At 35.9% G+C, this 22,365-nt stretch carries 25 protein-coding genes and 1 pseudogene; 18 read left to right on the top strand and 8 right to left on the bottom strand.

The features are described 5' to 3' along the window. The first annotated feature begins 101 nt into the window (after window positions 1–101). The gene (pdxR, locus tag BCI01S_RS09360) at window positions 102–1,514 is read left to right on the top strand and encodes a MocR-like pyridoxine biosynthesis transcription factor PdxR (RefSeq protein WP_061798379.1); all 1,413 of its coding nucleotides are present in this window, start codon (window positions 102–104) and stop codon (window positions 1,512–1,514) included. A 73-nt stretch (window positions 1,515–1,587) separates the two neighbouring features. Here pdxR and BCI01S_RS09355 read toward each other — a convergent pair whose 3' ends face one another. The 4 genes and pseudogenes from BCI01S_RS09355 to mciZ all read right to left on the bottom strand — a co-directional run bounded on the left by BCI01S_RS09355 (window position 1,588) and on the right by mciZ (window position 4,140). After that, complete coding sequence (locus BCI01S_RS09355) at window positions 1,588–2,145, bottom strand: cysteine hydrolase family protein (protein ID WP_061798377.1); 558 nt, start codon at window positions 2,143–2,145, stop codon at window positions 1,588–1,590. Between the two features lie 110 nt (window positions 2,146–2,255). After that, window positions 2,256–2,493, bottom strand: a pseudogene (locus BCI01S_RS24710) (DUF3977 family protein). Window positions 2,494–3,016: 523 nt separating this feature from the next. After that, window positions 3,017–3,928 carry an aldo/keto reductase gene (locus tag BCI01S_RS09350; RefSeq protein WP_061798372.1) on the bottom strand — a complete coding sequence of 304 codons (912 nt, stop codon included), beginning with the start codon at window positions 3,926–3,928 and terminating at the stop codon, window positions 3,017–3,019. 71 nt (window positions 3,929–3,999) lie between these two features. Then, on the bottom strand, window positions 4,000–4,140 hold the full coding sequence (gene mciZ / locus BCI01S_RS09345) for a Z-ring formation inhibitor MciZ (protein ID WP_047940302.1): 141 nt from the start codon (window positions 4,138–4,140) through the stop codon (window positions 4,000–4,002). A gap of 90 nt (window positions 4,141–4,230) precedes the next feature. Here mciZ and BCI01S_RS09340 point away from each other — a divergent pair, with 90 nt between their 5' ends. Further along, entirely contained in the window at window positions 4,231–4,779 is a 549-nt protein-coding gene (locus tag BCI01S_RS09340) for an NUDIX domain-containing protein (protein WP_061798369.1), read from the top strand. 2 nt (window positions 4,780–4,781) lie between these two features. After that, window positions 4,782–5,948, top strand: coding sequence for an endonuclease Q family protein (locus BCI01S_RS09335; RefSeq protein ID WP_061798367.1), 1,167 nt, complete (start codon window positions 4,782–4,784; stop codon window positions 5,946–5,948). A gap of 39 nt (window positions 5,949–5,987) precedes the next feature. On the opposite strand, the gene BCI01S_RS09330 is transcribed toward BCI01S_RS09335, so the two are convergent. After that, window positions 5,988–6,545, bottom strand: coding sequence for a GNAT family N-acetyltransferase (locus BCI01S_RS09330; protein ID WP_156485412.1), 558 nt, complete (start codon window positions 6,543–6,545; stop codon window positions 5,988–5,990). Window positions 6,546–6,697: 152 nt separating this feature from the next. Here BCI01S_RS09330 and spoIIM point away from each other — a divergent pair, with 152 nt between their 5' ends. The 7 genes from spoIIM (at window position 6,698) to BCI01S_RS09290 (ending at window position 13,093) form a co-directional block, all read left to right on the top strand. Next, complete coding sequence (gene spoIIM, locus BCI01S_RS09325) at window positions 6,698–7,363, top strand: stage II sporulation protein M (protein WP_061798358.1); 666 nt, start codon at window positions 6,698–6,700, stop codon at window positions 7,361–7,363. Window positions 7,364–7,510: 147 nt separating this feature from the next. Continuing rightward, on the top strand, window positions 7,511–7,975 hold the full coding sequence (fur, locus tag BCI01S_RS09320) for a ferric iron uptake transcriptional regulator (RefSeq protein ID WP_047940307.1): 465 nt from the start codon (window positions 7,511–7,513) through the stop codon (window positions 7,973–7,975). Between the two features lie 222 nt (window positions 7,976–8,197). After that, window positions 8,198–8,428, top strand: coding sequence for a YqzK family protein (locus BCI01S_RS09315; RefSeq protein ID WP_047940308.1), 231 nt, complete (start codon window positions 8,198–8,200; stop codon window positions 8,426–8,428). Window positions 8,429–8,432: 4 nt separating this feature from the next. After that, window positions 8,433–9,326, top strand: a complete 894-nt coding sequence (gene xerD / locus BCI01S_RS09310; protein ID WP_047940679.1) for a site-specific tyrosine recombinase XerD — start codon at window positions 8,433–8,435, stop codon at window positions 9,324–9,326. 272 nt (window positions 9,327–9,598) lie between these two features. Beyond that, a complete protein-coding gene (deoB, locus tag BCI01S_RS09300; RefSeq protein ID WP_047940309.1) occupies window positions 9,599–10,783 on the top strand; it encodes a phosphopentomutase in 1,185 nt (394 codons plus the stop codon). Window positions 10,784–10,795: 12 nt separating this feature from the next. Continuing rightward, window positions 10,796–11,617, top strand: coding sequence for a purine-nucleoside phosphorylase (locus tag BCI01S_RS09295; RefSeq protein ID WP_047940310.1), 822 nt, complete (start codon window positions 10,796–10,798; stop codon window positions 11,615–11,617). 165 nt (window positions 11,618–11,782) lie between these two features. After that, on the top strand, window positions 11,783–13,093 hold the full coding sequence (locus BCI01S_RS09290; protein WP_061798346.1) for a pyrimidine-nucleoside phosphorylase: 1,311 nt from the start codon (window positions 11,783–11,785) through the stop codon (window positions 13,091–13,093). 58 nt (window positions 13,094–13,151) lie between these two features. Here BCI01S_RS09290 and BCI01S_RS09285 read toward each other — a convergent pair whose 3' ends face one another. The 3 genes from BCI01S_RS09285 to map all read right to left on the bottom strand — a co-directional run bounded on the left by BCI01S_RS09285 (window position 13,152) and on the right by map (window position 15,848). After that, a complete protein-coding gene (locus tag BCI01S_RS09285) occupies window positions 13,152–14,447 on the bottom strand; it encodes a DUF4179 domain-containing protein (protein WP_061798340.1) in 1,296 nt (431 codons plus the stop codon). Then, a complete protein-coding gene (locus tag BCI01S_RS09280; RefSeq protein ID WP_061798334.1) occupies window positions 14,435–14,971 on the bottom strand; it encodes an RNA polymerase sigma factor in 537 nt (178 codons plus the stop codon). Before BCI01S_RS09280 ends, BCI01S_RS09285 begins: the two co-directional genes overlap by 13 nt. Before the next feature lie 130 nt (window positions 14,972–15,101). Then, complete coding sequence (gene map / locus BCI01S_RS09275) at window positions 15,102–15,848, bottom strand: type I methionyl aminopeptidase (RefSeq protein ID WP_061798331.1); 747 nt, start codon at window positions 15,846–15,848, stop codon at window positions 15,102–15,104. A 192-nt stretch (window positions 15,849–16,040) separates the two neighbouring features. Between map and BCI01S_RS09270 the strand changes: the two genes are divergently transcribed. The 8 genes from BCI01S_RS09270 to BCI01S_RS09235 all read left to right on the top strand — a co-directional run bounded on the left by BCI01S_RS09270 (window position 16,041) and on the right by BCI01S_RS09235 (window position 22,156). Further along, a complete protein-coding gene (locus BCI01S_RS09270; RefSeq protein WP_061798325.1) occupies window positions 16,041–17,204 on the top strand; it encodes a D-alanyl-D-alanine carboxypeptidase family protein in 1,164 nt (387 codons plus the stop codon). A 131-nt stretch (window positions 17,205–17,335) separates the two neighbouring features. Further along, on the top strand, window positions 17,336–17,686 hold the full coding sequence (spoIIAA, locus tag BCI01S_RS09265) for an anti-sigma F factor antagonist (protein WP_061798320.1): 351 nt from the start codon (window positions 17,336–17,338) through the stop codon (window positions 17,684–17,686). Window position 17,687: 1 nt separating this feature from the next. Then, window positions 17,688–18,128, top strand: a complete 441-nt coding sequence (gene spoIIAB / locus BCI01S_RS09260; RefSeq protein ID WP_047940317.1) for an anti-sigma F factor — start codon at window positions 17,688–17,690, stop codon at window positions 18,126–18,128. Between the two features lie 12 nt (window positions 18,129–18,140). Then, window positions 18,141–18,899, top strand: a complete 759-nt coding sequence (gene sigF / locus BCI01S_RS09255) for an RNA polymerase sporulation sigma factor SigF (RefSeq protein WP_061798315.1) — start codon at window positions 18,141–18,143, stop codon at window positions 18,897–18,899. Window positions 18,900–19,051: 152 nt separating this feature from the next. Then, entirely contained in the window at window positions 19,052–19,672 is a 621-nt protein-coding gene (locus tag BCI01S_RS09250; RefSeq protein ID WP_061798632.1) for a stage V sporulation protein AA, read from the top strand. After that, complete coding sequence (locus BCI01S_RS09245) at window positions 19,662–20,081, top strand: stage V sporulation protein AB (protein WP_152679991.1); 420 nt, start codon at window positions 19,662–19,664, stop codon at window positions 20,079–20,081. The genes BCI01S_RS09250 and BCI01S_RS09245 overlap by 11 nt, the downstream gene beginning before the upstream one ends. A gap of 37 nt (window positions 20,082–20,118) precedes the next feature. Further along, window positions 20,119–20,730, top strand: a complete 612-nt coding sequence (gene spoVAEA / locus BCI01S_RS09240) for a stage V sporulation protein SpoVABEA (RefSeq protein ID WP_047940319.1) — start codon at window positions 20,119–20,121, stop codon at window positions 20,728–20,730. Beyond that, on the top strand, window positions 20,681–22,156 hold the full coding sequence (locus BCI01S_RS09235; protein ID WP_047940320.1) for a spore germination protein: 1,476 nt from the start codon (window positions 20,681–20,683) through the stop codon (window positions 22,154–22,156). Before spoVAEA ends, BCI01S_RS09235 begins: the two co-directional genes overlap by 50 nt. The last annotated feature ends 209 nt before the right edge of the window (window positions 22,157–22,365 follow it).

The following is a 22,365-nucleotide window of genomic DNA, read 5'->3' as shown; positions in this document are numbered from 1 at the left end:
TCCTCCCTTTCTATCTCTAATGTAATGGCAATCTGGTATAATCTAAAGTGCCAGAATTGTTCTTTTTAAAGGTATCAGCTGAAGGGAAGGAGTGGATACTAATGCTAGAATTAACACCAATTTTACAGAAGGATAGTGGTAAGCCCCTTTATATGCAGTTAGCGGATTTTATTAAACAAGAAATTATGAATAAACATATTTCACCGAATGAAAAATTGCCATCGAAAAGAAAGCTGGCGGAACATTTGCAAATTAGTTTAAACACGGTCCAATCGGCCTATGACCAACTTTGTGCAGAAGGATATGTGGAAAGTATTCCGCGAAAAGGATTATTTGTATTAACTATTGATGAAGAATTTCGTAGCTGGCTCGATACTGAAGAGAATAAGGAAAAGCAAAAGGTGGAACAGGCAAAGCCTGTGAAAATAGACTTTAATTCAGGAAATGTTGATAGTAGCTATTTTCCCTATACTACTTGGAGAAAACTTTCTATGCAATCGATATATGAAGACCAAAACTTCTGGTTTTCGAATGGAGATCCACAAGGGGAATTTAATTTAAGAGAGCAGATTGCTAAACACTTATATGCGACAAGAGGCGTAAACTGTCATCCCGACCACATTATTCTTGGTGCAGGTACGCAAATGCTAATTGGGCTAATGGGTTTATTGATCGGAAGGGATAAAACATACGCTCTTGAAAATCCAGGCTATCATCGAATTAGAGTTGTTTTACAAGATATGGGGATTAAAGTTTTACCAATTTCGGTTGAGGAAAATGGCATGAATGTTTCGCAATTGAATGAGAGTAAAGCAAATATTGCTTATGTAACGCCTTCTCATCAGTTTCCATATGGAATGATTATGCCTATTACACGTCGATTAGAATTGCTTAAATGGGCAGAAAAAAACGGCGGTTATATTATAGAAGATGATTATGATGGTGAATATCGCTACAAAGGAAAGCCGATTCCGGCACTTCAAGGATTAGACAAGAACAATCGGATTATTTATCTAGGAACCTTCTCAAAATCCTTAATCCCATCTCTGCGCATAAGCTTTGCTGTCCTCCCAAAATCTTTATATTCTACATATAGGAAGCATTTTACCGTGTATAAACAGACTGTTTCTCGCATGCATCAAGACACTTTATATCGATTTATTAAAGAGGGCCATTGGAATAGTCATTTAAATAAAATGAGAACATTATATCGAAAGAAGCGCCAAGTATTACTGCAAACGATTCAACATTATTTAGGTGGATTTGTAAAAGTGATTGGAGAAAATGCTGGCCTTCATATTGTTTTAGAAGTTCATACTGAGTGGACAGAAACACAATTAATAGAAAAGGCATTGATCTTTGGAGTTAAGGTATATCCGCTTTCCTTGTATTACTTTGAGAAACGCTATACAGGTAATCCAAAAGTAATTTTAGGGTATGGGGGATTAACAGACACAGAAATGGAAGAGGGTATTGGTTTACTGAGAAGTGCTTGGGAGATCGGGAGTGATTAATGCAATTAGCTAAACAAAAGCCATTTTTAAGATGACTTTTGTTTAGGAATTTTAGATTATTCTTGCGAGAAAATTATCGATATGTATCATGAGTAGGTGTAAACAAATCCTCGGCAGAGGTGCGAACTATGGAAAAATGATCGACATTATAATGGCCATGTAATATTGTATTGTGATGCTTTATAATAGTCTCGGCAGAAAGGATAGAAGAATCAGTTGTGGAATGGCCATCCCCAACTAGCGTGACATCCATATGATTAACCGTTGCTGTTCGGACCGCTGTATCAATGCAATAAGGAGTTTCGCAACCCATAATAACAAGATGGCGCATTTCTTTTTCCTGTAGATACTCTAATAAACCTGTGCCATAGAACGCATTGGTTGCATATTTATCAAAGATTTTAACTTTGCGAGGGACATTTATATCGGAGTGAATGTCAAATCCAGGTCCTTTTCCTCCTGCAACATCTTTATCTCTTACAAAAATGATCTCTATCCCTGATTCAATAGCTTTCTTTATTACTAAATTGATTGTTTCTAATAAACCTTGTTTGTTATAGACCCCTTTTGCTTCTGCATTTCCTTCAACCAGCTCTTGTTGTACATCAATAATTAATAATGCCTGATTCAATCGAAAAACCCCTTTAAGTAAAGAATAGTAGTAGCTTTTTAACTATGATATTATATTCGTGATTGTGGAGAGATTTTCCTTTTGGAGATTAAGAAAGGTTAAATAAACTGTTAGAGGCTTTTTATTCCAAGTATTAATTTGAAGGATTTTCTATTTTTAGTAGCTTTTTTAAATCCTTCTTTTGAGTCGATAATAAGCACTGTTTTTCCAATCCAAATTCTAGTATATAGTGATTGATATTTAATAGGTCTCTTTATTCCTTTTTCCTCAAACTCTGTTCCATCTTGTAATTCTGTTTCTGTTCGTATTGAACCATTTGTTGCCTATACCAAATTCTATGTATTTCAAAGTGATTCCTCGTTTCTCCTATTTAGTTAAGGTGTTATTTCGATAAGAATAATATATTGGTGTTAAAATCATCGTTCATAACCAAGATGAACACCGCTTTTCAAGAGACAGAGCCCAAAAAAAGGTGTTCATAAGCAAGATGAAAACAACTATTCAATAGATAGAGCCCAAAAAAAGGTGTTCATAAGCAAGATGAAAACAACTATTCAATAGATAGAGCCCAAAAAAAGGTGTTCATAAGCAAGATGAAAACCACTATTCAATAGATAGAGCCCAAAAAAGGTGTTCATATTCGAGATGAAAACAACTATTCAATAGATAGAGTACAAAAAAGGTGTTCATAGGCAAGATGAAAACCATTATTCAAGAGACAGAGCTCAAAACTAGCGTTCAAAACCAAGATGAGCTCCACCTTTCAAAAACAGTGAGTAATATCGGCATTCATCTATCATAAAAAATGGTTCATAGAAAAAATTCCATGAACCATTCGGGGAACAAGCTCCGAAATAAACACCTATCCTAATTAACGGTGTGCTTCATAAACAGATGCTTTGGAAATCTTTTTGATGAATGCTATTTCATCCGCAGATAGAGGGGCACTGTTAACTGCTTTTGCGTTAGCGCGAAGCTGTTCTGCTGAGCTTGCTCCTGCAATGATGCTAGCGACAGCGGGATGAGCTAAATTATATTGCACTGCAGCCTCTGTAAGTGTACGATTATCTAAGAATTTCTGTTCCAGTGTTTGTAATACTTCTGTCAGTTTTTCACGAGAATAATCTAAATAGCCTTTCTCCGATAGTTTTTCCCGATATTTAGGACTTAAAAGACCTTTTGCAACCGGTCCGCGAGTGACAACACTAATATTGTTTTCGGCAAGTAATGGCAGTGCTTCTTCCTCAGGACGTCTGTCCAAAATGCTGTATTGCATCATGACAGAAACAATTGAAGAACGTTTCACATATTCGCGAATGACATTGGGACGAATGGAGGAAATACCATAATAATGAATAAATCCTTCTTCTTTTAATTCTTCAAATGCCTCAATCGTTTCCTCTATTGGATCTTCCATCGTGCCTCCATGCAGCTGATATAAATCAATATAATCTGTGCCAAGGCGCTTTAGGCTTTGTTTTACTTGTTCTTTAATATAGGCTTTACTTGCATCCCAAACCCAGCCTTCTTTTCCTTCTTCCCACTTATTGCCTACCTTTGTAGCAAGAATGACATCATCGCGATTATTCTTGAAAAACTGACCGAGCAATTGCTCATTTTTCCCTTGATCATATAGATCCGCTGTGTCAAAATAATTAATTCCTTCTTCAAGTGCTGCTTCTAAAATTGGGAAAGCAGTTTTTTCTTCGGTACCGAGACTCATACAGCCTAGACCTAATTTGGAAACAAATAAGTTAGAATTGCCTAATTGAGACTTTTGCAAAATTGAACACCTCTCCATTAAAGATATCTCTTATTGTACGAAAGATGCTGTTTATTCACAAAGAATATGGCTTATTTTTGAGAGCTGTCAGCATTTGCGTTTATCCAATCTTTTACATAAGTAAATTCCGTTTGGTATTTTTTAAGAATATAGCGGATTTCCCAAGCCTTTCCTGATAAAATAATTCCTTTTTCCTGGATATATACTTTCAAAAGCTTCCCCCAATCCTTTCCATTGAACAGAAATGAAGTATAATAATCTATATGTCAGAGCTTTGACTTAATAGAACAGGAGTGTGTCAAATGAGTACATTGGAAGAAAAAACATTAAAAACAGAGCATATTTATAGCGGGAGAATCATTCAAGTTCAAGTGGATGAGGTCGAATTGCCGAATGGGAAAACGTCCACGCGAGAACTTGTAAAGCATCCAGGCGCGGTTGCTGTAATAGCGATAACGGATGATAATAAACTAGTTATGGTAGAACAATATAGAAAGCCGCTTGAAAAAGTAATTGTGGAGATTCCTGCTGGGAAATTAGAAAAAGGCGAAGAACCAGCTCTTTGTGCTAGAAGAGAGTTAGAAGAAGAGACGGGATATGAATGTGAATCTCTAGAATTGGTAAGATCATTCTATACTTCCCCAGGATTTGCTGATGAAATTATTCATGTATATGTGGCAAAAGGATTAAAGCAAAAAGAAAATGCAGCAGGACTTGATGAAGATGAGTTTGTGAATGTATTAGAAATTACACTAGAGGAGGCATTGGAATTTATCAAAGAAAAGCGTATTTTTGATGCTAAAACGATTTTTGGGGTACAATATTTACAAATTGCAAATTTAAAGGAGTAAAAATGAATTCGTATTACACTGATTTACATATCCATATTGGTAGAACAAAGAGCGGGAAACCGGTAAAAATAACAGCATCAAGAAACTTAACTTTAACGGCAATCATAGAATATGCCAGTAAGCAAAAAGGTCTTGATATGATTGGGATCATTGATTGCCATTCTCCTGAGGTAATATTGGAAATGGAGGACTTAATAGCACAAGGGAAGATGCTGGAATTAGCCGATGGTGGGGTGAGAATGGAAGAAATCACGATTATTCTTGGCTCAGAGCTCGAAATATATGATTCTTTCTGTAAGGGTCCTATTCATGTGCTATGCTATCTACCGACGTTGGCTAAAATGAGGGAATTTTCTAATTGGATTTCTCACCATATGAAAAATGTAACATTAAGCTCGCAGCGCCTTTATATCAGTGGAAAAGAATTACAGTATAAAGTAAAGGAATTAAATGGACTATTCGTTCCTGCCCATGTCTTCACACCGTTTAAAAGTTTATATGGTAGCGGAGTTAATCGTTCCTTTAAAGAAGTTTTTGACGAGAAAATGATTGATGGGATTGAGCTTGGTTTGAGTTCTGATACCGAGATGGCAGACCAAATCGCAGAATTACATTCTTTTTCATTTATAACCAATTCTGATGCTCATTCTTTAGAAAAAATGGCTCGGGAATATCAGGTCATGGAAATGGAGGACGCTTCTTTTGCTGAATTTGCAAAAGTACTTCATCAAGAAGACGGTAGAAAAATCATTGCCAATTATGGATTAGATCCGAAATTAGGTAAATATCACGAAACAGTTTGCATGAAATGCTATGCTCCATTCTCGGAAACGACAGGGATCTGCACAGAATGCGGAAGTCATAAATGGGTAAAAGGGGTGGCAGCAAGGATTAGCGATTTAAAAGATGCAGCCAGTGCACCTAGTAGACCTCCGTATATTCATCAAATACCGTTAGAATATATACCTGGATTAGGAAAAAAAACGATGCAAAAATTACTCGATTATTTTTCAACTGAAATGCAAATCATTCATGAAGCCCCCTATGAAAAACTAGTGGAGATTGTGCCAAAGAAAGTGGCAGATTATATTGTTGCAGCAAGAACGGGAATGGTAGACTTGCAAGTTGGCGGGGGCGGCAAATACGGCAAGGTCAGAGTAGATAAGTAATATCAAAAATCCCACATAATCATTTGTGGGATTTCTTCATTATGTCAAAGAATAAAGACAAATATCTCTTAATTCTTCTGTATCGGCACTTAGTGTCTCATTTTTCAAAATTCCATCTAATGAGAAGCCGAGTTTTTCTGGGATAGCACGGCTTTTCATGTTGGTGGAATCTACTCGTATCTCAATACGATTAGCCTCAAGAGTACTTTGTGCGAACTTTATTAATGCTTTTGTACTTTCGGTAATATAGCCTTTTCCTGTATGAGCTGAATCACACCAATAGCCAATTTCAAACACGCGGACTTTCCAATCCATTGAATGTAGACCGGTTGATCCAATAAATTCATTTGTTGCTTTTAAATAAATATGTAATCGAATATCTTCTCTTAAAATATATTTGGCATATGATTCTCGTACGCCTGCTTCCACTTCTTCTAGTGTTTGCTCCTGATTGGCAAAACTCATCCAAGGTTTAAAGTCTTCTTTAGACCGCTGAATGCTTTCATATACATCTTTGCCATCTCCTGGCATACAAGGGCGTATGACTAGCCTATCTGTTTCGATCGTTTCTGGTAAATCGATTAATACTGGTTTCAAAACACTCACCTCCATTTGTTAATCTATCTATCTCTATATCAATAATATAATAATCTGATTATTTTTTCATTTCTATTAATAATAGATTTATAGTCATATGCCCTTTTTTTTTGCATAAACATTAACTAACAGACTTGGCGGGAGGAAAGGCAATGAAAAAGAAAAAATATCAGAATATCCTAGTGAATCATATACGCGATCATTCCTCAATTTACTTATTTATCATTGTATTGTTTTTAATGGGGGTTATTTTTGGTGCAATTGTAGTGAATAGTTTGTCTCTCTCCCAAAAGGAAGATCTCTATTATTATTTAACACAGTTTTTTGGACAGGTTTCGAATGGACAAGTAGCGGACAGCAAAGATTTGTTTTTTCAAAGCTTTTCGCATAATAGTAAGTATATTGGTTTTATTTGGCTGTTAGGTATTTCGATCATAGGATTGCCTATTATTTTAATTCTACTATTTATTAAAGGAATGGTAGTTGGTTTCACAGTTGGCTTTTTAGTAAATCAAATGGGATGGCATGGATTTCTACTATCATTTGTGTCGGTTCTGCCGCAAAATCTAATTGTTATTCCAATTTTTATAATTTCTGCTACACTATCAGTAGCATTCTCTTTTAAAATGATTCGCCAGCAGTTTATGAAGAAAAAGGGAGAACCAATGCTGCCGCTGTTTGCTAGATATACTATTCTTCTAATAATGGCCTTTATAGTAATCGGCATTGCTGCTGCAGTAGAGGCATATATTTCGCCATTATTAATGAAAGCTGTCATTAATATGGTACAATCTATTATTATTACTATCCTTTTTTAATGGAGGGGTGCTGCTTCATTCATTATCGTTGATAGTCATTATAAATTAATAATTATTATTAATTGTTATTTATAATAATTTTTATTAGGATTCTTTTCCTACTTCTGTTATAATGAGATGGACAGTGGCTAGGGAGGGACTTTCGGAATGGAAAGTAGAATAGATAGAATAAAAAAGCTGTTGCATTCTTCGAGCTATAAATTAACTCCCCAAAGGGAAGCAACAGTTCGAGTATTATTAGAAAATGAAGAAGACCATCTCAGTGCAGAAGATGTTTACTTACTCGTTAAAGAGAAATCTCCTGAAATTGGATTGGCAACCGTATATCGCACACTTGAACTACTTACGGAATTGAAAATTGTTGATAAAATAAATTTTGGTGACGGTGTTTCTAGGTATGATTTGAGACAAGAAGGTGCAGCCCACTTTCATCACCATTTAGTATGTATTGAATGTGGAGCAGTGGATGAAATTCAAGAAGATTTACTAGGAGATGTAGAGAAATTAGTAGAGCGTGACTGGAATTTTAAAATTAAAGATCATCGTCTAACATTTCATGGTATTTGTCATCGTTGCACGGAAAAAAACGAGGATGTTTCATCCGCAGAATAAACCTTTTCAGTTGAGAAGGTTTTTTATTTTTGTTATTTACTAATTCAAAGAAGGAATGTTACCTTTATCACATATTAATAGGATATCAAATGAAAACGAAGGGGGAATTTAACGCTTTAAATAATATTTATTTCTATTATAATAAGAATAATAGGTCCATTAGGTATATTAAATGTCCAATCTGGCATAGCTTGTATTATAGAAGTTATGGAGGGATTTTGGATGAGATGGACAAAAGCAATTATAAATACACTAAAAGTATTTCTCCTATTTACAGGATGTACGATTCTTTTTTATTATGCAATCGTTTGGTTTAATCAAGAATATCAACAACTACATCGCTATGATGAGCCATCAGGTTCTGCCATCAAGGTGAATGCAGATAATAGTCTGGAAACAGAAAAATATTCATGGAGGGATCGAATATTCCTGTTTTACTTAAATGGGGAATAGTCCTATGGAAGATCAATTAAAAGATTTTATACATTATTTATTAGTGGAAAAGGGTTTAGCGAGTAATACACTTGTATCATATGAAAGAGACTTAAAAAGCTATATAAAATATATGAAAAATGTAGAACAATGTAATCTCAAAGAAATACAGCGTTCCCACATTATTCGCTTTTTAGGTTTTTTAAAGGACCAAGGAAAGTCCTCTAAAACAATCGCACGACATATAGCATCTATTCGTGCATTTCATCAATTTTTATTCCGGGATCGTGTGCTTGAAGAGGATCCAACTGTACATATTGAAACACCGCAGGCAGAAAGAACATTGCCTAAAGTTCTATCCATGGAGGAAGTAGAAGCACTGCTTGATTTTCCTCATAAAAATGACCATTATGGACTCAGAGATAAAGCGATGCTTGAGCTTCTCTATGCAACAGGAATCCGTGTGAGTGAGTTGATCAATTTAAATATGGATGATGTTCATCTTACAATGGGGTTTATCCGCTGTATCGGAAAAGGGAACAAAGAAAGAATCATCCCTATTGGCGGAGCAGCTACGAGGGCATTGAAGGATTATTTGCATCAAGGGAGACCAACATTTTTAAACCAAAAGAAATCCACGGAGCATTCCTTGTTTCTAAATCACCATGGCAATCGATTAACAAGACAAGGCTTTTGGAAAATTTTAAAGCGTTTAGGGAAGGAAGCCCATATTGAAAAAGAAATAACACCGCACACATTAAGACATTCGTTTGCAACTCATTTATTAGAAAATGGTGCTGATTTAAGAGCGGTGCAGGAAATGCTCGGTCATGCTGATATCTCAACAACTCAAATATACACCCATGTAACAAAAACTAGATTGAAAGATGTATATAGTCAATTTCATCCTCGTGCCTAGTGGGCGGGAGATAGTTTTTGTTTAAAAGGGTAAATAGTAAGGAGAAAAAGACACTGTCAGCAAACTTGAACAGTGTTCTTTTTTCTTTTTATATGAAAAAAGGTATAATGAAGAAGAAAATAGAAAACAATTTTTATTTTTCCAAAGTGAAAGATAACAATTTTGAAAAAGATGTCAGACTTCTGACGATTATGCTATAATTTTTATGGTTAATAAAGATACATATAGTAGGACAAAATAGGGTTAAATGAAATGGTAAAAGGAGGAAAAAGATGTCTACATATAAATATAATCGTGTTTTCCTAATTGTAATGGATTCTGTAGGGATTGGCGAGGCACCTGATGCGAAAAAATTTAATGATGAAGGAGCACATACATTAGGGCATATTGCTCAAAGAATGAATGGTCTTCATATGCCGAACATGGCGAAATTAGGTCTTAGTAATATTGAGGAAATTGCTGGTGTTGAGCGGGCTGATACTCCAATTGCTTATTATACAAAAATGCAAGAAGCATCAAACGGAAAAGATACCATGACTGGGCACTGGGAGATAATGGGTCTAAACATTGCGACACCATTCCGTGTATTCCCGGAAGGATTCCCAGATGAACTATTAAATGAAATCGAAGAAAAATCTGGACGCAAGATCATTGGAAATAAACCAGCTAGTGGAACAGAAATTCTAGATGAGCTAGGCGAAGAGCATATGAAGACTGGTGCTTTAATCGTCTACACATCAGCAGATTCTGTGCTGCAAATTGCTGCACATGAAGACATTGTTCCTTTAGATGAATTGTATCGTATTTGTGAATTAGCAAGAGAATTGACACTCGATGAGAAATATATGGTTGGTCGTATTATTGCTAGACCATTTATTGGCGAGCCAGGCGACTTTAAACGTACTGCAAATCGTCATGACTATGCTCTAAAGCCATTTGATCGAACTGTAATGAATGAATTGAAAGATAATCAAATTGAGAGTATTGCTATTGGAAAAATCTCTGATATTTATGATGGAGAAGGTGTGACAAAATCATTGAGAACCGTCTCCAATATGGATGGGATGGACAAACTAGTTGACACACTAAAAATGGATTTTACAGGTTTAAGCTTCTTAAATTTAGTAGATTTTGATGCTTTATTTGGACATAGAAGAGACCCAATTGGCTATGGAAAGGCATTAGAAGAGTATGATGCTAGACTGCCAGAAGTATTGGAATTACTGAAGGAAGATGATTTATTAATCATTACCGCTGATCATGGAAATGATCCGATCCATCATGGAACAGATCACACAAGAGAGTATGTACCATTATTAGTATATAGCAAATCATTAAAGGAACCGAAAGAGCTGCCGCTACGTAAAACGTTTGCTGATATTGGAGCAACAGTAGCAGATAATTTCAGCGTAAAGATGCCAAAGCATGGCACAAGCTTCTTAAATGACTTAATATAAGGGGAATAAAAAATGAATTATACGATGATTAAGCAATCAGCTGATTTTTTAAAACAAAAATATGCGAAAACACCTAAAATTGGTTTAATTCTTGGCTCAGGCTTAGGCGTTCTTGCAGGGGAAATCGAAAATCCAGTAAAAATACCTTATGAAGAAATTCCAGAATTTCCGGTATCAACAGTAGAAGGTCACGCTGGACAACTTGTATTCGGTACAATTAAGGGAATCGAAGTGGTAGCAATGCAAGGTCGTTTCCACTTTTATGAAGGGTATACATTTGATAAAGTAACTTTCCCGGTTCGCGTTATGAAGGAATTAGGAGTAGAAAAATTAATTGTAACCAATGCTGCAGGCGGGGTGAATGAAAACTTTGCACCTGGTGATTTAATGCTAATCTCTGATCATATTAATAATATGGGCACCAATCCATTAATCGGACCAAATGACAGTAAGTTAGGGGTGAGATTCCCTGATATGTCAGAAGCATATTGCAGAAATCTGCGTGAAACAGCACGCAAGGTCGCAAGCAGTATTGGACTGAGTATTCAGGAGGGTGTCTATGTGGGAAACACAGGTCCATCATATGAAACGCCAGCAGAAGTAAGAATGCTTCGCGTATTAGGCGGCGATGCAGTGGGGATGTCGACTGTTCCGGAAGTAATAGTCGCTCGTCATGCAGGTCTGAAAGTATTAGGGATTTCTTGTATTTCTAATATGGCTGCAGGTATTCTAGATCAACCACTGAATCATGAAGAAGTAATCGAAACAACAGAAAAGGTAAAAGCAAATTTCCTGCAATATGTGAAAGAGCTAATTAAACATATAGGTGCATAATGAAGTTTTCATCCTAAAGAGTTACTGATTTACCGGTAACTCTTTAGATAGATATATTTTTACACCGTTTACATAAATCAAAAAATTAAAAAAAGCAGTAATTTGACTTGAATTTTTGCAATTTTAAAGAAAAAAATTCCATACATATGAAGGAGAATTCAAATTATGGCATTCAGAATGGTCGATTTAATTGAGAAGAAAAGGAACGGTTTAGAATTATCCAAAGAAGAAATCTCTTTTATTATTAAAGGCTATACAGATGGAACGATTCCTGATTATCAAATGAGTGCATTTAGTATGGCTGTGTTTTTTCAAGATATGACAGCAGCTGAACGTGCTGAATTAACAATGGCAATGGTTCATTCAGGAGATGTCATTGATTTATCTGCCATTGAAGGAATTAAAGTGGATAAACATTCAACTGGGGGAGTTGGCGATACTACCACATTAGTATTGGGACCATTAGTGGCATCAGTAGGTGTTCCAGTGGCGAAAATGAGTGGAAGAGGACTCGGTCATACTGGTGGAACCATCGATAAATTAGAATCAGTAAAAGGTTTCCATGTGGAAATAGAAAAAGAGGAGTTTATTGACCTAGTAAATAAGAATAAATTAGCGGTTATTGGACAAAGTGGGAACCTCACTCCTGCTGATAAGAAGTTATATGCCTTACGAGATGTAACCGCGACTGTTAACAGTATTCCATTGATTGCCAGCAGTATCATGAGTAAGAAAATTGCAGCAGGTGCAGATGCCATTTGCTTAGATGTGAAAACAGGTGCTGGAGCATTTATGAAAACATTGGATGCATCTAGAGAGCTTGCTGAAGCAATGGTGCAAATAGGGAATAATGTGGGCAGGAAAACAATGGCTGTTATTTCTGATATGAGTCAGCCTTTAGGATATGCAATCGGAAATGCACTAGAAGTAAAAGAGGCAATTGATACATTAAAGGGGCATGGACCAGAAGATTTGACGGAACTATGTTTAACTTTAGGCAGTCATATGGTCTATTTAGCTGGAAAGGCAGAATCAACGGATAGAGCGAGAGAAATGCTGCAAGAGGCAATAGATAATGGCAAAGCGCTCGAAACGTTCAAAATTTTCTTAAGTTCCCAAGGTGGAGATGCTTCTGTTGTGGATCAAACAGATTTATTACCTAAAGCTAAATTTATTACGGAGCTTCCAGCAAAAGAATCAGGCTATGTCGCAGAAATAACAGCTGACAGCATTGGGACCGCTGCTATGTTATTAGGAGCTGGCCGAGCAACAAAAGAGTCAGAAATTGATCTAGCGGTAGGCTTAGTTTTACGCAAGAAAATAGGAGATAAAGTGGAGGCTGGCGAATCACTCGTTACGATTTATAGCAATACGGAAGAAGTAGACGATGTAATAAAAAAATTGGATGAAAATATTAAGCTTTCACCAAATGAAGTAAAAGCTCCTACGCTAATTTATGAAATAATTACAGAATAAGAAGAAAAGACTCACGATTGAAGCTAATAGCTGATCATTTGTGAGTCTTTTGCTTTCTTTATTGAAGAGGAATAGCTAAAGTTTTATTGTATTCTTTCACATAATGCAATCCGCCAATATGCAGTTCCAGCGGTCGAGATTTTGTGTTAAATAGCAATGATCGCTCATTATTAATTGTTCCATCCTTGTTAGTTATCAACTGGTGATTGGTTGTTGTTTTTAAAGGAATTCTTTCTTGCTCTTCATTGATAATACTTACTTTATCTAATAAAACAGAATCACTCGAGGAGATACTTATTGATAGCATATCATTTAACTGGATGTTCTTTATAGTTACTTCATCATTCTCTAATGGTATTACTCTATTTTCTTCTTTCCCTGTAAGCGCAATGGATTTATTTATCGATTTATAACCGATAAAGTCTTTCATGAGAATTTCGAGTGAATGGATATCTTCTGGAAGGCCATCATATTCAATCGAAAATGTATTGTTTTTGTTAATGGATGAAGAAGTAGTATAGCCTTCTTGGGAGAGAGGCTGACCATTTGCGACTAGCTCTACTCCATTAAAACCATGATTGAGCCGGTCATAATTGTCGACATGAAACGTGCCTTCTATAACCGTTTGTGTAGGAGTAGCTGTGATTCTTTTAAAATGAATAGTACCTTTATCTACATTCCATTTTTTATTAATAGATTGCTTCATTTTTGTTTGTAATGCTTCCTTATGATTATAGGGAAAGGAGATATCAGTTGTACCTTCCATTGTTTCATCATCTTTCCAGTAAACATAGTGCAGCTGGAGCTTTTTCGAAAAAGCATTAATGGGATCAAAATTTAATATTCCCGTGATTTTTGTTTTGTCATCATTTTTTTCAAAAACGGAGCTATTCATTTTTGCATTTGTAAAAAAGCCAGTAATGTTCCTTGGTGAAAAAATGTGATCTAGATCATTTGGCAAGCCTTTATCATTTTCTAATGTAATATAAACAACCAATCTATTTTCATCGGACATAAGTCCATTGATTGTTAATACAGTACCATTTTCTAATAGATAGGACTTCTCAATATTTTGCCCAAATCCTTTTTCATTTAAATCTTTTAAGGATTGATTCATAATGGTATCGAATCCTAACAGTTTTTTGCCGTAATAAGCCAATGCACTTGATTGATACGTCATAAAAATTAATAGAATTATTACAGCAGCAGATAAGGGAACCCATCTCTTTAGGTTAGGAGAGTTTGTTTTTTTATCAAAAAGTGCTTTGCTTAGTCGCTGTTCTAATTCTGGCGGAGCTGTTATTTCTGCGATTTTCTTTTTTTCCTCTAGTAGTTTATCCTCTAAAGATTCCACTTGTCTTCCCCTCCATACATCTTCTTTAATCGTTTTAAGCCATTGTGTATTCTGGATTTTACTGTGCCGGTAGATACTTTCATGATGCTGGCAATCGTCTCATTATCGAAATCGTGAAAGTACTTTAGCTTGATTGCTTCCGCTTGGACTGGGGGTAATTTTGTTAATAATTGTACAATGTCTAGTGTTTCCACTGAATATTTATAGGGATCGGTTGTATGTAAAAGATTGTGCTGCTCTAAGTCATCCATAACTATTTCTCTACGTTCCTTTTTTAATTTCCCCTTACAAATATTCACTAAGATAGTTTTACTCCAGCTATAGAAAGATTCAATTTTTTCGAGCTGAGCAATTTTCTCATATAAGATGATGATCATTTCTTCCATTGCATCCATCGCATCATGAGAATTCCCCATATAGGAATATGCTAGACGATAATAATCGTCTTTTTGCTGCATCACTAATTGAAGCAAGGCTTTTTTATTCCGCTTTTTTGCCTTCTGTACAAGTTGTTCATCATTCATGTCTTCACCTCTCGCTTATAAGAGTATTTTATCGTTTAAAAAGTTCATTTTTTTGTATTTAATATATAAATATTTTCAGGACAACAAAAAGACACCCAATGGCTTGCAATCTGCCATTGGGTGTTTCCCCTTATTGTTTCGTTAAGATTACTGGTCCATTAGCTGTAATGGCTAAGGTATGTTCATATTGCGCAGAAAGGCTGCCATCAACAGTTCGTGCTGTCCATCCATCCAAATCAACCTTGGCATGATACATACCGATATTTAGCATTGGTTCAATGGTAATAACCATCCCCTCTTTAAGAGGTGTCCCAACGTGTGGAGGACCATAGTGAGGGATTTGTGGGAGTTCGTGCATTTCTCTGCCAATCGCATGTCCTACAAAATCTCGCACTACCCCATAACCTTTTGCTTCAGCGAACGTTTGAATGGCATGGGAGATATCTCCTACTTTGTTTCCAATGACCGCTTGTTCTATCCCTTTGTATAATGCCTCTTCGGTTGTTTTTAATAAGTTTTTTGCCTCTTCGGAGATATTCCCAACCGCATAAGACCAGGCGGAATCAGCAAGCCATCCATCTAAGTTTACTACCATATCTATCGTAACAATATCTCCATCTTTTAAGGGGCTTTTGGAAGGAAAACCATGACAGATTACATCATTAATAGATGCACAAGTTGCAAAAGGATAACCGTGATAGCCCTTTTGTTCTGGAGTGGCTCCTCTTTGTAAAATAAAGTTTTCCGCAAATGCATCGATTTCTTCCGTAGTAATGCCTGATTTGATTAACTTTTTAATTTCTTTATGACAATCAGCAAGAATTTCTCCTGCTTTTCTCATTTTTTCAATTTGCTCAGGTGTCTTTAAATGAATCAATTGTTATCCTCCTTTGAACTCTATTCATTATAACCTAGATCAGTAAACTAGCCTAACGATACCTATGAAATGCATGAAACATTCTATCTTCCTTTAGTGCTATTCAAATTATTTCATGAATATTCTTCATTGGCTGTATAAACTTGTTTTTTTTGGAAAAAATGGATGCTATATAGAATGGAGGGTCAATAGATGAAACGCATCATATCATTGTTAATCATTACCTGTTTTATGACATCAATTTTGGCACCGGGCACTTTAGCTGCTGAGAAAAAGCAAGAATTAGTTGAAAATGTAAAATCAGCCATTTTAATTGATCGAGATACAGGAACTATTATGTATGAAAAAAACAGCGAGGAAAAACTTCCTCCTGCCAGTATGACAAAAATAATGACGATGCTTCTGATCATGGAAGCAATTGATCAAGGAAAATTAAAGTTAGATGAGAAAATACGTACAAGTGAGCATGCGGCATCTATGGGAGGCTCACAAATTTTCCTTGAACCTGGGGAAGAGATGACAACCGAGCAAATGTTAAAAGGAATTGCCATTGGATCTGGAAATGATGCAGCTGTAGCAGTTGCGGAAAGATTAGCAGGATCTGAAGAAGAGTTTGTTCAATTAATGAACGAAAAAGCAAAAGAATTAGGCTTAGAAAGCACCAAGTTTCAAAATGTGACAGGACTTCCAGTAACAGATCATTACAGTTCTGCAAAAGATATGGCATTAATGGCAAAGGAATTGCTTAAATATGAAGATATAACGAAATTTACTGGCACATATGAAGATTATTTAAGAGAAGATACTGATAAGAAGTTTTGGCTAGTTAACACAAACCGTCTTGTGAAGTTTTATCCAGGCGTGGACGGATTAAAAACAGGATTTACAGCTGAAGCAAAATATTGTTTAACCGCAACTGCTATGAAAAATGGAATGCGTGTAATTGCAGTTGTTTTCGGTGCGCCAACCTCGAAAGAAAGAAATGCTCAAGTAACAAAAATGCTGGATTATGCATTTAGTCAATATGAAACACATCCTTTGCATAAACGAGAAGAAGCGATTGGTAAAGTAAAAGTAAGCAAAGGATCAGAGAAAGAAGTGACAGCCGTTACGAGCGAACCAATTTCTATCTTAACGAAAAAAGGGGAGCAAATCGATAAATTAGAGAAGGAAATTACGATGAATAAAAAATTAAAAGCTCCAATTGAAAAAGGGCAGGAAATTGGAAAAATATCCTATAAAAAAGACGGGAAAATCCTTGTGACAAGTCCGTTGGTAGCACAAAAAGAAGTGAAATCAGCAAAATGGTGGACATTATTTAAACGCTCTGCAGGAATGTTTACAAAAACAGAATAGTTTTCTGCTTTTGTCGAATTCATTTATATTCCTTCTGTTTTTAGCGAAAGAACACTAGTTTTGTCTGTGGAGAAGGAAATTGCATGAAAACCTAGAATAGTTTCTTTAAACCAAATAAGGAGGCTATTCTAGTGAGTCTTAATATTGAGTTGGAAATAAAAAATAATGTACTTTGTATACGCCTATCTGGGGAATTGGATCATCACTATGCAGAAGAATTACGGACAAAAGCAACAACTGCAATCGAGAGCTATAGTATCCGTCATATCGTGTTAAATCTTGAACATTTAACGTTTATGGATAGTTCTGGCTTAGGAGTTATATTGGGAAGATATAAGCAAATTAAACAGATTGGAGGAGAAATGGTCATTTGTGCTATCTCCCCAAGCGTTCAGCGTTTATTTGATATGTCTGGCATGTTTAAAATTATGAAGCTGGAAACAAATGAAGAATTTGCCCTACAACGATTGGGGGTAGCTTAAGATGAGAAACGAAATGCACATTCAATTTAGCGCACTCAGCCAGAATGAATCATTTGCACGTGTAACGGTTGCTGCATTTATTACACAGTTAGATCCAACAATGGATGAATTAACGGAAATTAAAACAGTTGTTTCAGAAGCAGTGACTAACTGCATTATCCACGGTTATGAAAATGATCCGAATGGAATTGTTTATATTTCTGTTATATTAGAAGATTCATACATTGATTTAACCATCAGAGATGAAGGGAAAGGAATTTTCGATGTAGAGGAAGCAAGACAGCCATTATTTACGACAAAACCAGAGCTTGAACGATCTGGTATGGGATTTACCATCATGGAAAATTTTATGGATGAAATCGAAATTCAGTCAAGTCCAGATAGCGGAACAGAGATTCGTCTGCGTAAGCATTTAATGAAAAGCAAAATGCTAAGCAATTAAGGAGAATCGTCTATGGATGTGGAGGTAAAGAAAGATAAGAAGGAAACGTATCTAAAAGACCATGAAGTCAAGGACTTAATAAAGCGAAGCCAAGATGGAGATCAATCAGCAAGAGATACTATCGTTCAGAAAAATATGCGTCTTGTTTGGTCAGTCGTGCAAAGATTTTTAAATAGGGGATATGATCCTGATGATTTATTTCAAATAGGATGTATCGGGCTATTAAAATCAGTTGATAAATTTGATTTAAGCTATGATGTAAAATTTTCTACCTATGCAGTACCAATGATTATCGGAGAAATTCAACGATTTATCCGTGATGATGGGACGGTAAAGGTTAGTAGATCGTTAAAAGAATTAAGTAATAAAATTCGAAAGGCGAAGGACGAGTTATCGAAGCAATATGGCAGAACACCAACAGTCGGGGAACTTTCCGAGTTTTTAGAGATACCTCCAGAAGATATCGTTCTCGCACAAGAAGCTGCAAGAGCGCCATCCTCGATTCATGAAACTGTTTATGAAAATGATGGCGATCCCATTACATTACTGGATCAAATAGATGATGGTAATGAAGGAAAATGGTTTGATAAGATTGCTTTACAGGAAGCTATTAGGGAGCTTGATGAACGAGAGCGTCTGATTGTTTATTTACGATATTATAAAGATCAGACTCAATCCGAAGTAGCAACGAGGCTAGGGATTTCTCAAGTTCAAGTTTCTAGGCTGGAGAAAAAAATATTAATACAAATGAAAGAGCAAATGGATCTTTAAAGGAAATAGCCGCAAGTCCGCATCGTGGATTAGCGGCTATTTTGTTTTTATATAAAAAGTGAAAAAATTACCATTTAACAGACTTTCATAATTTTATCATGATAATCGAATACTACAGTCATGGTGAAAACAACGTGTTAGGACGTGAAAAAATGGCAGAGACAATATATATCAGAATGAGACATCGCATTCAAAAAAAGTCAAATGAACGGATATTTCTGAAAGACCTTGCACAAATAATTGCAACAGATGAATTGCTGTCTACACTAAAGGATGTATGTCTATACCATATTACAGAACAAGATAAGAATATAATCATTATTGATAGTACGCTAGTTATTCGTGAAATTAAAAAAATCCATAAAGAAGTTGAAATCCAACTAATTGGACCAGCTCAAACGATCATTGAGGTTGTTTTTAAGAAGAGAAAAGTGACACTTCCGTTATTTATCTTGGTTTGGCTATTACTTTTTATTGGTTCTGGATTAACGATTATGAACTTTCATGAAGATGTAAGCATGCAATCTGTTCATCAGAGAGTTTATAAAATGATTACAGGGAAGGAGATTGAAAAACCATTAATTTTTCAGATTCCTTATTCTGTAGGATTAGGTCTTGGAATGGTCATTTTTTTCAACCATGTGTTTAAGAAACGCCTTAATGAAGAGCCTAGTCCATTAGAAGTGGAAGTATTCAATTATCAGCAGTCCTTAGATCAGTACATGATTATGCATGAAAATAAAGAAAGCATAAAAAAACTAGATGATCATTAATATCTTATTTGTAATCTTTGTCGGTTTAGCGTGGGGAATAACCGTTGGGGCTGGTTACGTTGCCTTTTTAACCGTATTCGGTATTATCCCAAGACTGACACAGCTAACAAAAACATTTAGTAAGATTTATGCATATGAATGGGCTGCTGTTTTAGGAGCTGTTTCTGGGACACTTGCTTTTTTGAGAGAACCTAGTTTTTCCTTACCATCATTTCTGCTTATCATAATGGGCATTGCTGGAGGAATTTATATTGGGATGATAGCAGCAGCATTAACAGAAGTGCTGGATGTATTCCCCCTTTTAGCAAAGCGAATTGGAATTGATGACAAGTTATTGGTATTAATGATGGCTCTTGTATTTGGTAAGATCTTTGGCTCCTTATTTCATTGGGTATATTTTATTCCTTGAGGCTGAATGTAATGGAGACAGAAAGGAAGTATGGGAAATGGAAAATAGGAGAAAGGTAATCCTTATAACAGATGGAGATGAATATGCCAGAAGAGCTGTTGAAATGGTTGCAAAGGAGATTGGGGGAAGATGTATTTCTACCTCCTTCGGTAATCCAAGTAATCATAGCGGAGAGGAAATATTATCTTTTATTAAGCAAGCAAAAAATGATCCAGTCTTAGTCATGTTTGATGATAGCGGCTTTGTGGGAGAAGGAAATGGCGAGAATGCACTAAAGTACATAGCTACTCATCCTGATTTAGAAGTCTTGGGAGTACTTGCAGTAGCAAGCAGAACAAGACGAGAGGAATGGACAAAAATAGATGTTGCCATCGACCAAGATGGTGAATTGACGCCATATGGTGTTGACAAATATGGAATTCCAGAAATGGAGTTAGGAAGAGTTAATGGAGATACTGTGTATATTCTAGATGAATTAAATCTTCCCCTTGTTGTTGGTATTGGGGACATTGGGAAGATGGGGAAAAAGGACTCTTATGAAAAAGGCGCCCCGATTACACGGAAAGCAGTAGAATATATTTTAGAAAGAAGTGGTTTTTATGAGCAGCAAGACAGAAAAGAAGATCCAAATATACGAAGAACTAGATAAAATCGAAAAGTATATGAAGGATCGGGTCGGGCTTGGAACTAGCTTCGATCTGGGTGTTCGAAAATTTAAAGTAATGCGAAAAGAAGTTAATTTATATTATGTAAATGGATTATGCGATAGTGTGTTGATTGCAGAATTATTGGAGCAGCTACTATTTTTAAATGATGCGGATCGTAAATCACAAGCAAGAGATACATTTGATATTATTCAGAATCAATTGGTCCACCAAAGTGTACAAGTTATTGAAAAAATGGATGAATTAGTCGACCAAGTTCTGTCTGGATTAGTAGCAGTTGTTATTGAAGGTTATGATCATGGTCTTATTATTGATGTGCGAAGTTATCCAGGAAGAATGCCAGAAGAACCCGATACGGAAAAGGTAGTCAGAGGTTCACGTGATGGGTTTGTTGAGAATATTATCGTAAACACTGCCATCACAAGAAGAAGAATTAGAGATGAACGATTACGCTTTGAAATTATGAGAGTGGGAGAGCGTTCTAAAACCGATATTGCCGTAGGGTATATTGATGGAGTGGCGGATCCTGATTTAATTGAAATTGTAAAAAAGGAAATGAAAAACTTAAAAACAGATGGACTAACAATGGCTGATAAAACGATTGAAGAGTTTTTATTAAAGCAAGGCTATAATCCTTATCCTCTCGTAAGATATACGGAACGAGCAGATGTAGCTGCAACTCATTTATTAGAAGGCCATGTCATTATCTATGTCGATACATCTCCAAGTGTCATTATAACACCAGCTACTTTTTTTCATCATTTGCAGCATGCAGAGGAATATAGACAATCACCTATGGTTGGAACCTTTGTGAGATGGGTTCGGTTTTTAGGGATTATCGCCTCTATCTTTTTCCTGCCATTTTGGTTTTTAGCTGTGCTGGAGCCATCCCTGCTGCCAGAAAGGCTTGCTTTTATCGGACCAAATGAAACAACAAACATTCCAATTGTTGTACAGATTTTCATTGCAGACCTCGGGCTTGAATTTTTAAGGATTGCGGCCATTCATACACCAACACCATTGTCAACCGCAATGGGCTTGATAGCAGCTGTTCTCATTGGGCAAATTGCGATTGATGTAGGACTATTTGTTCCAGAAGTTATTCTGTATGTATCAGTTGCTGCAATTGGTAACTTTGCTACACCTAGTTATGAACTTGGGATCGCTAACAAAATTGTTCGGCTTGTCTTGTTAATCGTTGTAGCTATTTTTCATACTCCTGGCTTTGTTATTGGAATGACCCTGTATCTTCTATTCTTAATTCGAACAACAACATTAAATGTGCCTTATCTATGGCCATTTATTCCTTTTCATCCAATAGCTTTGGCCCAAATTATCATTCGCCGTGCGGTTCCAGGAAATAAAATTAGACCAAGTCATTTGCATCCACAGGATCGATTTAAGAGGTAGTAAAAGTATATTTATGCGGACAGATTACTTCTTATTAATAGAGGGAATAATCTGTCCGCTCCTTTGTTAAATTAGCTGAACAGCCACTTGAGAATTGGCTGAATTTATGGTACATTTGGATAATTAAACAGAGTTATTAATAAAGTGAAACTTTCATTAGCGCTCCTTTCACAAGTTTATCACAGTGAGACTAATGTTAATTATGATGA

It is taken from the genome of Niallia circulans NBRC 13626 (assembly GCF_001591585.1).
Lineage (GTDB): Bacteria > Bacillota > Bacilli > Bacillales > Cytobacillaceae > Niallia > Niallia circulans.
The sequence above is the reverse complement of the archived record's forward strand: the minus strand, read 5'-3'. Positions and strand labels throughout refer to the sequence as shown.